Source organism: Polaromonas eurypsychrophila (assembly GCF_014641715.1).
GTDB classification, from domain to species: Bacteria; Pseudomonadota; Gammaproteobacteria; order Burkholderiales; family Burkholderiaceae_C; genus Polaromonas; species Polaromonas eurypsychrophila.
On the sequence record NZ_BMIG01000008.1, the window covers coordinates 129,978 to 143,374 of the forward strand.

A 13,397-nucleotide genomic window follows, 5' to 3' on the forward strand; every position below is an offset into this window, starting at 1 on the left:
CTCTCTTTTCCTGTGTCAATCCACGATAAACAGTGTCGCACCTTTGGGCGCGCTGGAGCGGTGCGCTTCGGCGCCGTCGGCCACCTGGTAACTCATGCCGGGCCGCAGCACATGCTGGCTGCCGTTGTCGAGTTCGGTGTGCAACTCGCCCGCCAGACACAGCAGGACATGGCCCTTGCTGCACCAGTGGTCCGACACATAACCCGGCGTGTATTCGACCATGCGCACGCGAATGTCGCCGAACTGCTGCGTGCGCCAGAAGGCCTGACCGGCCTGGGCCGAGTGCTCGGATTGCGCAATGGCCGACCAGTCGGTGGTGCCAAAAGGAATATGGCTGATGTTCATGCGGGCTCCAGGCGGGGGGTGTGCACCGGCATTTGTTTGCCGATAAACACGGTGGCGATCACGGCCAGGCCGAAGCCGACCGTCACCGCGTCCAGCGATTCGCCGAGCAGCGGCACGGCAAACAGCATGGACAAAAAGGGCTGGACCAGTTGCACCTGGCTGACGCGCACCGTGCCGCCCAGGGCCAGGCCGCGGTACCAGGCAAAAAAGCCCAGCCACATCGAGAACACGCCGAGGTAGGCAAAGCCGGCCCAGGCGCTGGCCCGGACAGTTGTTTGCGGCCAGCTCAGCAGCGCCAGCGGCAGCGTCAGCGGCAGCGAGATCAACAGCGCCCAACAGATCACGTGTTCGGCCTGCATGTGTTGCGACAGCCGCGCACCGTAGCCGTAACCGATGGCCGCACACAGCATGGCCGCCAGTAGCAGCACGTCTGCAAAATGGATAGCCAGCCCGGCAGCGCCGGACCGCAGCACGGCAAACAGCACCACCAGCGCGCTGCCCAGGGCCGCGCACAGCCAGAAGCCGGCTGACGGCCGCTGGCGGTGCAGCAGCGCACCGACGGCGGCCGTGGCCAGCGGCAACACGCCGACGATCACGCTGGCATGCATGGCTTCAACGTAACGCATCGCGATCGAAGTGAAAAGCGGGAAGCCGAAGACCACACCGCCAGCGGTGATGGCCAGCGGCACCCAGTCGCGCCGCTGCGGCAGCGGTGCGCGAGTGGCCAGCAGGAACAGCGCCGACAGTGCAGCGGCCACCACGGCCCGGCCCAGCGCGATGAAAACACCCGACATCTGCGGCGCCTCGGGTGTGCCGACCGCCAGCCGCGTCATCGGCAGGGTCACTGCAAAGATGACGATGCCCAGCAGGCCCAGCCACAGGCCTTTGGTGATCTGTTGTTGTGTCATAAGAACAGCATCCAGATGGCCGTGGCCACCAGCACCGCCGCCATGGCGCGGTTGAACCCCACCAGGCGCCGGCCGGTCCCGGCCGGCCCGCTGAGCCACTCGCGCAGCAGCGAGCCGGCCAGCGCATAAGTCAAGTTGCTGGCGAAGGCATAGGCCAGCATCACCGGCAGCACCACGGCAAAACGCAGGGCGGGGTCGCTGCGACCGGCGATCCAACCGCTGACAATTGCCAGCGCCAGCATCCACGCCTTGATGTTGACAAACTGCAGCGCCGCGCCCTGCCAGAAACCGACGTTCATGCGGTCGGCATCGGTTTCGCTGAGTTGGCGCGAACGCGCGATCTTCGAGGCCAGCCAGAACAGGTAGAACACGCCGGCGAGCTTGATCGCCAGACCCAGCAGCGGTATCGCCAGCAGCAGCGCGCCCAGGCCCAGCGCGCACAGGCTCAGCAACACGCCCCAGCCAACCGGCACCGCGCAGACAAAAGGCATGGCGCGGCGCAGCCCGTGGTTGGCCGCGAGTGCGGTCGACAGTGTGGTGTTGGGCCCAGGCGAAAAGCTCATGGCCGTCGCCAGCACCAGCAAAGCGGTAAATTCTTGCCAATTCATGAGCCAGACTTTATAGTTCAACCCAACACACCATCAGTACAGTTTGGGGTACAAATTCCTAAACTGTATTGCCCTGTTTGTCAGCACACCCCGCGCAAAGGCCCTTGTCCATGCTGATGAAAACCGGTTCGCAATCACTGACGGAGCAGCTCAGTGCCCGTTTTGCAGAGCGCATCCGCAGCCGCCTGCTGGCGCCTGGCGCGCGCTTGCCCTCGGTGCGGCAATGCGCGCAGCAGCAAGGCGTCAGTGTCTCCACCGTGGTCGCGGCTTATGACCAGTTGCTGGCCCAGGGGCTGGTGGTGGCGCACAAGAACCGTGGCTTCTTCGTCCGCGATGCATCATTCAATGCGGCTTCGGCCCCGGCGCCACAAGCGCCAGCGGCTATCAAAGGAGTAGCAGATTCGGCGAATCCGGACGCGCCCTCCGCATGGAGCACGGCCACCTGGATGGCCGCCCGGCAGGCGCCGGTCGACGCCACCGCCCTGATACGCGGCATGTTCCACAAGGTCAGCAACAAGCCACAGCCGGGCATGGGCGTGTTTCCGCCGGAATGGCTGGACACCAGCTTCATGCCGGCCGCCGTGCGCAAGGTCACCAGCGGCAGCGCGCTGCGCGATTTTTCGCTCAGTTACGGCGAACCCATGGGCGACAGCGGCCTGCGCCGCGCGTTGTCGCAAAAACTCAGCGTGCTCAATGTGCATGCGGGGCCCGAACAAATCATCACCAGCGTGGGCGCGACCCATGCGCTGGACATCGTGAGCCGCACCCTGCTGCGCGCCGGCGACTGCGTGATGGTCGAGGAGCCCGGCTGGGCGGTCGAGTTTGCGCGGCTCGATGCGCTGGGCATGCGCATCCTGCCGGTGCCACGGCGCGCCGATGGCCCGGACCTGGAAGTCATGGCGCGGTATTGCGAGGCGCATGCGCCCAAGCTGTTTGTCAGCGTCAGCGTGTTCCACAACCCGACCGGTTACTGCCTGAGCCCGGGCAGCGCACACCGCGTGCTGCAGCTCGCCAACCAGCACAACTTCCACATCGTCGAGGACGACACCTACAGCCACCTGGCGCCGGACCACGCGACGCGGCTCAGCGCGCTCGACGGCCTCCAGCGCACCATTTATGTCAGCGGTTTCGCCAAGATCCTGGCGCCGGGCTGGCGCGTCGGCTTTATGGCAGCGCCGCCTGACCTGGTGCAGCGCCTGCTCGACACCAAGCTGCTGGGCACGCTGACCACGCCGGCCCTGCTCGAAAAAGCGCTGGCCTGGTGCATCGACCAGGGCCAGTTGCGCCGCCATGCCGAGCGCATACGCACGCGGCTCGATGCGGCGCGCGCGCGCAGCGTCAAGCTGGCGCTGGCGCACGGCTGCAGCTTTGCGGCCGAACCGGCGGGCCTGTTCGGCTGGGTCGACACCGGCGTGGACACCGATGCGCTGGCCCAGCGCATGCTCGACGAGGGTTACCTGATCGCGCCGGGCGCGTTGTTCCACGCGGTGCGCACGCCGACCACGCTGATGCGCATCAACTTTGCAACGACGCAGGAAGCGGCTTTCTGGAAGGTGTTCGCGCGTTTGCGCGACGCGATGTTGTGATGGACCTGGATTTCAAATCTTTTTGGCCTCCAGCCCATGACTGGCGTGCGCAATCAGCTATTGAATTAATAGCGCACAGAATGCCGACCCTTGTGCGACAGCTACCAGCGGAGAGCGTGTCATGAACAGCGACCTTCCGCCCCCACGACGGACCCGACGCGGCAGCGGCGCCGTCACGCTGCACGATGTGGCGCGTCTGGCCGGCGTGGCGCCCATCACGGCCTCGCGCGCGCTGAACACGCCCGGCCAGGTGTCGGCCGAGCTGGTGCGGCGCGTCACTGAAGCGGTGGCTAGCACCGGTTATGTGCCGAATCGGGTCGCCGGCGGCCTCGCTTCTGCGCGCAGCCGGCTGGTGGCGGCGCTGGTGCCGACGATTTCGGGGCCGGTGTTTCTCGGCACCGTCCGGGCGCTCAACGAGGCGCTGGTGGCTCAGGGTTACCAATTGATGCTGGGCCAGAGCGGTTATGTCGATTCGCGCGAGGACGCTTTGCTGGACGCGCTGATCAGCCGGCGGCCCGACGGCATTGTGCTGACCGGCATCATGCATTCGCCGCTGGGGCGCCAGCGCCTTCTGGCCTCCGGCATTCCGGTGGTGGAAACCTGGGACCTCACGCCCACGCCGATTGACATGCTGGTCGGTTTTTCGCATGTTGACGTGGGCCGCGCGGTGGTCGATTTCCTCTACGCCAAGCGCCGACGCCGGCTCGCCATGATCGCCGGCGACGACGAGCGCTCGAAGCGGCGCCAGCAGGCTTTTCATGCCGCGGCGCAGGCAGCGGGCCTGCCACCGGTGCCGGTGATCACCGTGCCAGCGCCGACCACGCTCAAGAGCGGGCGGGCCGCGCTGGCGGAGTTGCTACAAACTTCGCCAGACATTGACGCGGTGTTTTGCAGCTCCGACCTGCTGGCCCTGGGCGTGATGACCGAGGCCCAGGTGCGCGGCGTTTCAGTGCCCGGCCAATTGGCGGTGGTCGGCTTTGGTGACCTCGAATTTGCCGCCGACATACATCCGGCGCTGACCACAGTGCGCATCGACGGCATGGCGATAGGCCGCCAGGCCGCGCAGTTCATCGTGGACCGGGCCGAGGGCCGTGAGGTCACGACTCGCGTGGTGGACGTCGGTTTTTCCATCGTGGACCGCGACAGCGCCTGACGCGGGGAAGGGCACCTGGCCCATCCCCAAGCGCTGAATTGTTGACTTGACAAGATTTTGGGTAGCGCTACCATACTCACTTGGTAGCGCTACCTTTGGTGCTCTTGCCTGTCATTAATCACCCGGCGCGCGCGCGCCATTCAGGAGACATCTCGTGAAAAAACTAGTCATCACCCTGGCCGTGGGCCTGCTGGCCAGCGCCGGCGTTCTTGCCCAGGCCTGGCCGTCCAAAACCACCAGCATGGTTGTGCCTTTCCCGCCCGGCGGTTCCACCGACACCGTGGCCCGCGCCATCGCCACCCAGCTCAGCAGCAAGCTGGGCCAGCCTTTTGTGGTCGAAAACAAGGCCGGCGCCACCGGCACGATTGGCGCGACCCAGGTCAAACGCGCTGCACCCGACGGCCACACCTTTCTGGTCACCTCCCTGGGCCCGCTGGTGATTGCGCCGCACCTGATCCGCGGCGTGCAATACGACGCGCTGAAAGATTTCGACACCATCACGGTGGCGGTGCAAGCGCCCAATGTGTTGGTGGTGCCGGCCGCCTCGCCCTACAAGACACTGGGCGCCATCGTTGCTTACCAGAAGATCAACCCCGGCAAAATGAGTTTTGCCTCCTCGGGCAACGGCTCCAGCGACCATCTGACGGCAGAACTGTTCTGGCAGCAGACCGGCACCAGTGGCACCCATGTGCCTTACAAGGGCGGCGCGCCGGCCATCACTGATTTGCTGGGCGGCCAGGTCGATGCTTCCTTCCAGAACATCAACGCGGTGATCCAGCACATCAAGTCTGGCAAGCTGCGGGCGCTGGCCATCACCTCGGAAAAACGCTCGACCTTGCTGCCGGAGGTGCCGACCCTGAGTGAGTCGGGCATGAAAGGTCTGGTGGTGTATTCCTGGCAAGCGGTGGTTGCGCCCAAAGGCCTGCCGGCCGACGTGCGGAGCAAGGCGCATGCTGCCATCGTCGCCGCACTCAACGATCCGCAGCTCAGGCAGCAGTTCGTCTCGGTCGGTTTTGAAATTGTGGCCAACACACCGGCACAATTTGCCAGCTTCCAGCAGCAGGAATTTGCGCGCTGGAAAAAAGTGATTGAGACCGGAAAAATAACCATAGATTGACCTGAATCCCATGCCCCAGCCCTCTACCCCCCGCATCACCGATCTGCGTGTGATCCCCGTCGCCGGACGCGACGGCATGCTGCTGAACCTCAGCGGTGCGCACGGCCCGTTTTTCACGCGCAACATTCTGATCCTGACGGACAACGCCGGCCGCACCGGCGTCGGCGAAGTGCCGGGCGGCGAAAAAATCCGCCAGACCCTGGAAGATGCGCGTGCGCTGGTGGTCGGCCAGGCCATTGGCGCGCACCAGCAGGTGCTGCAAAGTGTGCAGCGCCAGTTTACCGACCGCGATGCCGGCGGACGCGGCCTGCAGACCTTTGACCTGCGCACCACCATCCATGCGGTGACGGCGATCGAATCGGCCTTGCTCGACTTGCTGGGCCAGCACCTGGAGGTGCCGGTGGCGGCGCTGCTCGGCGAAGGCCAGCAGCGCGAGACGGTCGAGATGCTGGGCTACCTGTTTTTTGTCGGCGACAAGTCGAAGACAAACCTGCCTTACGCCAGCGAGCCCGACGCGCCCGATGCCTGGTCGCGTGTGCGCCATGAAGAAGCCGTGACGCCCGAGACCATCGTGCGCCAGGCCGAGGCCGCGCATGAACGTTACGGCTTCAACGACTTCAAGCTCAAGGGCGGCGTGTTGCGCGGCGAGGAAGAAATTGAGGCCATGCGCGCATTGCACGAGCGCTTTCCGAAAGCACGTGTCACGCTGGACCCGAACGGTGGCTGGCTGCTGAAAGACGCGATCCGCCTGATGCGCGACATGCGCGGCGTGGTGGCTTATGCCGAAGACCCCTGCGGCGCGGAAGAAGGATTTTCGGGCCGCGAAGTCATGGCCGAATTCCGCCGTGCCACCGGGCTGCCGACCGCCACCAACATGGTGGCCACCGACTGGCGGCAACTGAGCCACGCGCTGTCGCTGCAGTCGGTGGACATCCCGCTGGCCGACCCGCACTTCTGGACCATGGCCGGCTCGGTGCGCGTCGCGCAAACATGCCGCGACTGGGGCCTGACCTGGGGCTCACATTCGAACAACCATTTCGATGTGTCACTGGCGATGTTCACCCAGGTCGGTGCCGCCGCACCGGGCCGCGTCACCGCCATCGACACCCACTGGATCTGGCAGGACGGCCAGCGCCTGACAAAAGAGCCCTTGAAAATTGAAGGCGGGCTAGTCCAGGTACCGAAAAAGCCGGGCCTGGGTGTCGAGCTCGACATGGTGGAGGTCGAGAAGGCGCACCAGCTCTACAAACAGCACGGTCTGGGCTCACGCGATGATGCGATGGCGATGCAGAGCCTGATACCGGGCTGGAAGTTCGACCCCAAACGGCCAGCCATGGACCGTTGAGCCGGTTGGCCTCGCTCACCTGCTGAACAGGTTTCAAGCGGCGGCCGCAGCCTTCTGAATCTCCACCCGCAGCGCCTGCTGCCCCAGGTGGCGTCCCTGTCGCTGGGCGCCGTGTTGCCCGGCCACGGCCAGTGCTGATTTTTGCGCGTGGCCCAGCAAGGCCGCCAGGCTTTGCGGGCGCCCGCGTGCGCCGCTGGCCTGGTAGTCGGCCAGCAGCGCGGCAGCCACGTCGGCCGCATTCAGGCCACGCACTTGCGTCAGGTGGGCGAACATCAGGTCCACCAGCTTTTCCAGGGCGAACTCATGGGTCTTGCTGGTGGTTTGCCAGAGCCAGTCGCTGAAAGCCAGGAAATTCTGAAAGGCGGAGCCTGGCGCCAGCAGCAGGTCCAGGCCGCGGGAAAAACGCCCGGAGTTGGCCACCATTTCCCAATAACGCGCAAACCGCTTGATGCGCTGCATGGTGGCAAAGTCGACGGTAGAGTTCTGCAAGATCGTGTACGGCGTCTGCGGGTCATAAACCATGGCGAAGCCGGCCGTGTGCCGCGTGATCGGCGTGCCACGCAGGCGCTTGAGCACACCGAACTGGATCTCGTGCGGGCCCAGGCCAAACAGGCGATCAAAGCCTTCGGCAAAACTTTCCAGCGTCTCGCCGGGCAGGCCGAAGATCAGGTCGGCATGCACATGGGCGCGGCTCTTTTTGACCAGCCAGCGCAGGTTGTCGGCGGTTTTGCTGTTGTCCTGTTTGCGCGAGATGCGCTGCTGCACCTCGGGGTTGAAGCTCTGGATGCCGACCTCGAACTGCAGCGCACCGTCGGGGAACTGCGCAATCAATTCCTTGAGGCGATCCGGCAGGCTGTCAGGCACGACTTCGAAATGCACAAACACGTCGGGCGCCTCGGCAATGCGGTCCAGGAAAAACTGCAGAATGCGCACCGAGTTGTCGATCTTCAGGTTGAAGGTGCGGTCCACAAACTTGAAATTGCGCGCGCCGCGCCGGTACAGCGCATCCATCTCCGCCATGAAGCCGTCGAGCTCGAAAGCCCAGGCGGTTTTGTCGAGTGAACTCAGGCAGAACTCGCACTTGAAAGGGCAGCCGCGCGAGGCTTCGACATACAGCAAGCGCTGCGCCAGGTCCTCGGCCGTGTATTCGTTGTAGGGCAGCACCAACTCATCAAGCGGTGGCTGGTCGCCGGCAATCACCTTCATCAGGGGTTGCGGCCCGTCGAGGAGCGCGCGGCAAAGTTTCGGAAAACTCACATCGCCCCAGCCCGTCACCACATGGTCGGCCAGACGGCAAATTTCCTGTTGCTCAACCTCATGGCTGACCTCGGGGCCGCCGAGCACGATGGTGATGTCCGGCCGCAAGGTTTTGAGCAGGCGAACGAGCTGCGTGGTTTCAACCACATTCCAGATGTACACGCCGAGGCCGATCACCTGGGGCTGCAGGGCCAGCAACTCTTCCACCATGCGCGTGGCCGGCTGGCCAATGACAAATTCGCACAGCCGCGTCTGCGCCCGCAACCCGGCGCCGCCGTGTGTGTCCATGTTGGCCAGCAGGCAGCGCAAGCCCAGCGAGGCATGGATGTATTTGGCGTTGAGTGTGGCCAGCACAATGGCGGCGGTCTCGGCGGCGGGCGTGGCAAGCATGCCGGTATTATCAAACCATGACGCAAACCCTGTTCAGAGACGATGCTTACCTCGGCGAATGCATCGCCAGGGTCACGGCCATCAGTGAACAAGGCCTGGTGCTGGACCGCACGGTGTTTTACCCGCTGGGTGGCGGCCAGGCCGGAGATGCCGGGGTGCTGGTGCTGGCCGACGGACGTGAGATTGCGATTGCCGATACCCGCAAGGGCAAGGATGAGCTGGGGCAGTTCACCCACGCAATCTGCCACCTGTCGGTGCTGCCAGACCCGGCCGCTTCGGCGCTTTTGCAGTGGCAACAAGCCGGTGTGCAGGTCGGCGACCAGGTCATCGCCCGCATAAACTGGGCGCGCCGGCACCGGCTCATGCGTTTTCACACCACCACCCACCTGCTGTGCCACCTGGTGCCGCAGCTCGTCAACGGTTGCTCGATCACGCCCGACTATGCGCGACTGGACTTCAACATGACCGATCCGCTGGACAAAGAGATCCTGACGGCCGGCATCGCGCGTCTGGTAGCGGCGGCCCATCCGCTGCGGGTCGGCAGCATCACTGACGCGGAACTCGACGCCAATCCGGCGCTGGTCAAAAGCATGAGTGTGCAGCCGCCGCGCGGCAGTGGCCAGGTGCGCACGATTCGCATAGGCGCGCCGGGGGCTGACCAGATGATCGATCTACAGCCCTGCGGTGGCACCCATGTGGCCAACACGGCCGAAATTGGCGCGGTCATCGTCACCAAAATTGAAAAGAAAAGTGCCACAACCCGGCGCGTGGTGCTGGGTTTTGCCGACTGAACCCCAGCGAGCGACCACGAAGCGCCAGCAGCGACGTGGCGCAGAACCGGCAGGAACTAATGGCGCAAGCGCCGCTCCCACAATGACCATGAACTTTCGCCGTTTTTCATCTGCTCTGCTTTTGATAGCTGTCAGCGCCCTGTTCACAGGGGCTAGTGCCCAAATAAGCTTCACAAACAAGGCCTCCGTTGGCGCCGTGGTCAGCACCGATCAGGTGCGCGCCGAGTTGCTGGCCTGGGCACCTGACGGGGTCGAGTCGGGCAAACCGGTCTGGGTCGGTCTGCAACTGGCGCACATTCCCGAATGGCACACCTACTGGAAAAACTCGGGTGACTCTGGCCTGCCAACCGTGCTTGAGTGGACACTGCCCAAGGGTGTCACGGCCGGCGAGATCGCCTGGCCGACACCGAAAAAAATATCGATAGGCACCCTGGCCAACTACGGTTACGAAAACACCGTGTTGTTGCCGGTGCCGCTGACGGTGGCGCCGGCTTTTGAAGCCAGCCAGCTGAACATCAAACTCAAGGCCGCCTGGCTGGTCTGCAAAAAAGAATGTATTCCGCAGGAAGGCGAGTTTACGTTGCAGATTCCGGTGCGCAGCTCCACCGGTTCAAGCAGCGGTATTTTTGCAGCGGCTTTTGCCGCCAGCCCGCAGCCGCTTGCAGGCACCGGCAGCCAGGTAGAAGCTGGTGCCCAGGTGATCAAACTGTCCCTCAGCGGCTTGCCCGCCTCCTTGCAGGGCAAGACCCTGGAGCTGTTTCCTGAAAGCGCCAACGTGATCGAACCTGCCGGTGCCTGGCAGCAAGCCTGGAAGGGCAATGTCTGGACCGCGCAACTGCCGCTGTCGACGCAGCGCACCGACAGCCCGCGACTGATGCCCCTGGTCGTTGCTTTCGACAAACAGGCTTTTCGCATTGAGGCGCCGGTCCAGGGCGAATGGCCCGCTGTTGCCGCCGCTGCGGTCGTGCCGCCGGCGCTCGAAGCCGCGCTCAAGGCCAATGCTGCGCTGGGCGCCCCACCGGTGGGCGGCAGCTCCCCGCCTTTTGGCCTGCTTGCCGCGCTGCTCGGCGCCTTGCTGGGTGGGCTGATCCTGAATCTGATGCCTTGCGTGTTCCCGGTGCTGGCCATCAAGGTGGTGAGTTTCACGCAGGAAAAAAACCAGGCAGCACGGCTGGCCGGTGGCTTGGCCTACACCGCCGGCGTGCTGCTGTCCTTCATCGCGCTGGGCGCCGTACTGCTTGGGCTGCGCGCTGCCGGCGAACAACTCGGCTGGGGCTTTCAGTTGCAAAGCCCGGCGGTGGTGGCGGCGCTGGCCGCGCTTTTCACGCTGATCGGCCTCAATCTGGCGGGCTTGTTTGAATTTGGCAGCTTTCTGCCCAGCCACGTGGCCAGCCTGCAGGCCAAAAATCCCACCGTCAATTCCTTTTTGACCGGCGTGCTGGCGACGGCGATTGCCTCGCCCTGCACCGCGCCTTTTATGGGCGCCTCGCTGGGTTTTGCGCTGGGCTTGCCGGCCTGGCAGGCGCTGTCGATATTTGCCGCTATCGGCTTGGGCATGGCCCTGCCCTACCTGGTGGCCAGCGCCGTACCCGCCGTGGCGCGCGCGTTGCCGCGCCCCGGCCCCTGGATGGACACCTTCCGCCGGCTGATGGCCTTCCCGATGTTTGCCACCGTCGCCTGGCTGGTCTGGGTGCTGGGTCAGCAAAGCGGCATTGACGGTGCCGGCGCCCTGCTGGCGCTGCTGGTGCTGATGGCGCTGGTGCTGTGGTCGCTGACGTTGCGGGGCCAGGCGCGGGTCGCACTTGCTACGTTTTCGATAGCGCTTGCCGCAACCGGGGTATGGGCTATGGGCCAAAATGTCATCAAACCCCTGCAGGCCTCCGGGCTTGCCGCTGCGCCCTCGGAACGCTGGCAAACCTGGGAGCCGGGCCGGGTCGAGCAACTCACGGCACAGGGACAAAACGTGTTTGTCGACTTCACTGCCGCCTGGTGCGTGAGCTGCCAGTACAACAAAAAGACCACGCTGGCCAACAGTGCGGTGCTGGCCGACATGGATGCGAAAAAAGTCGTTTTGCTGCGCGCCGACTGGACGCGCCGTGATCCAGCGGTGACCGCTGCGCTGTCCCAACTGGGCCGCAGCGGCGTGCCGGTGTATGTAATTTACAAGCCCGGCCGCGCGCCCGTGGTGCTGTCGGAAATTTTGTCTGTCGATGATGTCCGGGCCGAACTGGCCAAACTGTAATTTTTTTCTTCAGGGGTTCATGCCATGTCGAACCAAGCTCATGACCGCACGCTGAACCGCCGTGTATTTTCGGCCTCCTTGCTCGCCGCCCCCTGGGCGCTTTCGCTCGCCAGCCCGGCGTTTGCAGCCGCCACCGTCGGCCAGGCCGCGCCGGATTTTTCTGCCCCCGACACCACGGGCAAAACCCGCAAGCTCAGCGACTACAAGGGCAAACTGGTGGTGCTGGAGTGGACCAACCCGGGTTGCCCTTTTGTGCAAAAGCACTACAACGGCAACATGCAAGGCCTGCAAAAAGAGTTTGCCGCCAGGGGCGTGGTCTGGCTCGCCATCAACTCGACCGAGGCCAGCCACGGCGACTACCTGGCCCCCGCCAAATTCACTGGCTGGCTGGGCGAAAAGCAGGCTGCGCCAACAACCGCCCTGATGGACGAGTCGGGCAAGATCGGCCAGCTTTACGGGGCCAAGACCACGCCGCACATGTACATCGTGAGTCCTCAGGGCCGGCTGATCTACGCCGGCGGCATCGACAGCATCGCCTCGGCGCGCGAGGATGACATCAAGACCGCTACCAATTATGTTCGTCAGGGACTCAGTGAAGCGCTGGGCGGCAAAACACTCAGCGTGGCCTCCAGCCGGGCCTACGGTTGCTCGATCAAATACAAGACTTGAGGAAGCGTTGAACCCGTCCCGGTGGCTGAATCGCTTGCGCCCGCAAGCGGCTTCGGGATAATTGCCGCATGCCCTTTTTGAGCCGGTCTTTGCTGCCCTACCCTGTCTGTGCGCTGGCTTTGTTGCTGGTGGGGTGTTCGACGCAGGGGCCAGCGCCGGTCCTCCGCGGCGCGACGCAGGTGGCGCCGCTAACCTCCAGCGAGCTCGCGCAATCTGACCTGAACCGCATGGCCACGCTGGGCATGCGTGACAACCTGGACAGCCTGTATCGGCTGCTCGACAAGTTGTACCGGCGCAACCCGTCCGAGTGGCGTAAAACCGGCAGCGCCAGCCGCGAAGCGGCGGTGCAGCGGGTGCGCAACGCCATTGAAAACCGCACGCCCTGGCCCGAGCTCCAGGGCCAACGCGATATTGCGGCCTTGTCGCTGGCGCTCAGCCCCGAATTCCGCGGTGACCGCGTCGCCGCGTTTGTCTATGCCAGCGCCGACATGCTGATCACCGCCCACGACGGCAAAACGACGTTCTACCTGGTCGATGGCCTGGACGCGCAGCACATCTACAACGCCGCACGCAATATCGAGTCGGCGGTCTGGCTGCTGGCGACCCGGCGCAGCGCGGCAGGCCAGCCCTTGCTGCTGGCCGACGAGATGTCAGAGCGCGAGCGCAACCTCAGCTTCGAGCGCGAGTTTGGCAAGATTGTCGGCCGGCTGGATTTGCTGTCCGGGGTGCTGACCGAGAAGTACCGGCGCGCCGTGATCACCTATGTGCAGAATCTGGCCGGTGCGTCGTTTCTGCAGTTCTTGCCCGTCAGGTAGCCCCCTACAGTAAGCGGCCCCCACGGTCGCTCACTGCGGGTGGGTCCTGCACCTTGTAGACCGCCCACCGATACGGCTAGTGGAAATCACCATGATCGAAACAGTAGAAAATCCATATATTAGCTTTGGGTTATATAAGGGTGCGTACTTCGGCCCGTATGGCCTTTCACT

12 protein-coding genes are annotated in these 13,397 nt (G+C 64.4%); 8 read left to right on the forward strand and 4 right to left on the reverse strand.

The genetic code is table 11. The features are described from left to right. Window positions 1–15: 15 nt before the first annotated feature. The 3 genes from IEX16_RS12445 to IEX16_RS12455 are packed head-to-tail and all read right to left on the reverse strand — an operon-like array spanning window position 16 to window position 1,861. On the reverse strand, window positions 16–345 hold the full coding sequence (locus IEX16_RS12445; RefSeq protein ID WP_188708804.1) for a DHCW motif cupin fold protein: 330 nt from the start codon (window positions 343–345) through the stop codon (window positions 16–18). Beyond that, window positions 342–1,253 (reverse strand): DMT family transporter, encoded by a 912-nt coding sequence (locus IEX16_RS12450; protein ID WP_188708805.1) that lies wholly within the window; start codon window positions 1,251–1,253, stop codon window positions 342–344. Before IEX16_RS12450 ends, IEX16_RS12445 begins: the two co-directional genes overlap by 4 nt. Continuing rightward, on the reverse strand, window positions 1,250–1,861 hold the full coding sequence (locus IEX16_RS12455; RefSeq protein ID WP_188708806.1) for a LysE family translocator: 612 nt from the start codon (window positions 1,859–1,861) through the stop codon (window positions 1,250–1,252). The genes IEX16_RS12450 and IEX16_RS12455 overlap by 4 nt, the downstream gene beginning before the upstream one ends. A gap of 110 nt (window positions 1,862–1,971) precedes the next feature. Between IEX16_RS12455 and IEX16_RS12460 the strand changes: the two genes are divergently transcribed. The 4 genes from IEX16_RS12460 to gudD all read left to right on the forward strand — a co-directional run bounded on the left by IEX16_RS12460 (window position 1,972) and on the right by gudD (window position 7,062). After that, window positions 1,972–3,447, forward strand: a complete 1,476-nt coding sequence (locus IEX16_RS12460) for an aminotransferase-like domain-containing protein (protein ID WP_188708807.1) — start codon at window positions 1,972–1,974, stop codon at window positions 3,445–3,447. A gap of 121 nt (window positions 3,448–3,568) precedes the next feature. Next, the gene (locus IEX16_RS12465; protein WP_188708808.1) at window positions 3,569–4,600 is read left to right on the forward strand and encodes a LacI family DNA-binding transcriptional regulator; all 1,032 of its coding nucleotides are present in this window, start codon (window positions 3,569–3,571) and stop codon (window positions 4,598–4,600) included. Between the two features lie 154 nt (window positions 4,601–4,754). Further along, window positions 4,755–5,717, forward strand: a complete 963-nt coding sequence (locus tag IEX16_RS12470) for a Bug family tripartite tricarboxylate transporter substrate binding protein (RefSeq protein WP_188708809.1) — start codon at window positions 4,755–4,757, stop codon at window positions 5,715–5,717. Window positions 5,718–5,727: 10 nt separating this feature from the next. After that, complete coding sequence (gudD, locus tag IEX16_RS12475; protein ID WP_188708810.1) at window positions 5,728–7,062, forward strand: glucarate dehydratase; 1,335 nt, start codon at window positions 5,728–5,730, stop codon at window positions 7,060–7,062. Window positions 7,063–7,095: 33 nt separating this feature from the next. Here gudD and IEX16_RS12480 read toward each other — a convergent pair whose 3' ends face one another. Then, on the reverse strand, window positions 7,096–8,709 hold the full coding sequence (locus IEX16_RS12480) for a B12-binding domain-containing radical SAM protein (RefSeq protein WP_188708811.1): 1,614 nt from the start codon (window positions 8,707–8,709) through the stop codon (window positions 7,096–7,098). A 17-nt stretch (window positions 8,710–8,726) separates the two neighbouring features. On the opposite strand from IEX16_RS12480, the gene IEX16_RS12485 reads away from it, so the two are divergent. The 4 genes from IEX16_RS12485 to IEX16_RS12500 all read left to right on the forward strand — a co-directional run bounded on the left by IEX16_RS12485 (window position 8,727) and on the right by IEX16_RS12500 (window position 13,226). Next, complete coding sequence (locus IEX16_RS12485) at window positions 8,727–9,500, forward strand: alanyl-tRNA editing protein (protein WP_188708812.1); 774 nt, start codon at window positions 8,727–8,729, stop codon at window positions 9,498–9,500. Between the two features lie 88 nt (window positions 9,501–9,588). Next, on the forward strand, window positions 9,589–11,742 hold the full coding sequence (locus IEX16_RS12490) for a protein-disulfide reductase DsbD family protein (RefSeq protein ID WP_188708813.1): 2,154 nt from the start codon (window positions 9,589–9,591) through the stop codon (window positions 11,740–11,742). Window positions 11,743–11,766: 24 nt separating this feature from the next. Next, a complete protein-coding gene (locus IEX16_RS12495; RefSeq protein ID WP_188708814.1) occupies window positions 11,767–12,411 on the forward strand; it encodes a thioredoxin family protein in 645 nt (214 codons plus the stop codon). A gap of 68 nt (window positions 12,412–12,479) precedes the next feature. Next, on the forward strand, window positions 12,480–13,226 hold the full coding sequence (locus IEX16_RS12500) for a hypothetical protein (RefSeq protein WP_188708815.1): 747 nt from the start codon (window positions 12,480–12,482) through the stop codon (window positions 13,224–13,226). The last annotated feature ends 171 nt before the right edge of the window (window positions 13,227–13,397 follow it).

Excerpts from the sequence above, each read along its gene's own strand:
- IEX16_RS12480 (WP_188708811.1), bottom strand. The coding sequence starts at position 8,709 with ATGCTTGCCACGCCCGCCGCCGAGACCGCCGCCATTGTGCTGGCCACA.
- IEX16_RS12445 (WP_188708804.1), bottom strand. The coding sequence starts at position 345 with ATGAACATCAGCCATATTCCTTTTGGCACCACCGACTGGTCGGCCATT.
- IEX16_RS12490 (WP_188708813.1), top strand. The coding sequence starts at position 9,589 with ATGAACTTTCGCCGTTTTTCATCTGCTCTGCTTTTGATAGCTGTCAGC.
- IEX16_RS12460 (WP_188708807.1), top strand. The coding sequence starts at position 1,972 with ATGCTGATGAAAACCGGTTCGCAATCACTGACGGAGCAGCTCAGTGCC.
- IEX16_RS12500 (WP_188708815.1), top strand. The coding sequence starts at position 12,480 with ATGCCCTTTTTGAGCCGGTCTTTGCTGCCCTACCCTGTCTGTGCGCTG.
- IEX16_RS12485 (WP_188708812.1), top strand. The coding sequence starts at position 8,727 with ATGACGCAAACCCTGTTCAGAGACGATGCTTACCTCGGCGAATGCATC.
- IEX16_RS12465 (WP_188708808.1), top strand. The coding sequence starts at position 3,569 with ATGAACAGCGACCTTCCGCCCCCACGACGGACCCGACGCGGCAGCGGC.
- IEX16_RS12450 (WP_188708805.1), bottom strand. The coding sequence starts at position 1,253 with ATGACACAACAACAGATCACCAAAGGCCTGTGGCTGGGCCTGCTGGGC.
- IEX16_RS12455 (WP_188708806.1), bottom strand. The coding sequence starts at position 1,861 with ATGAATTGGCAAGAATTTACCGCTTTGCTGGTGCTGGCGACGGCCATG.
- gudD (WP_188708810.1), top strand. The coding sequence starts at position 5,728 with ATGCCCCAGCCCTCTACCCCCCGCATCACCGATCTGCGTGTGATCCCC.
- IEX16_RS12495 (WP_188708814.1), top strand. The coding sequence starts at position 11,767 with ATGTCGAACCAAGCTCATGACCGCACGCTGAACCGCCGTGTATTTTCG.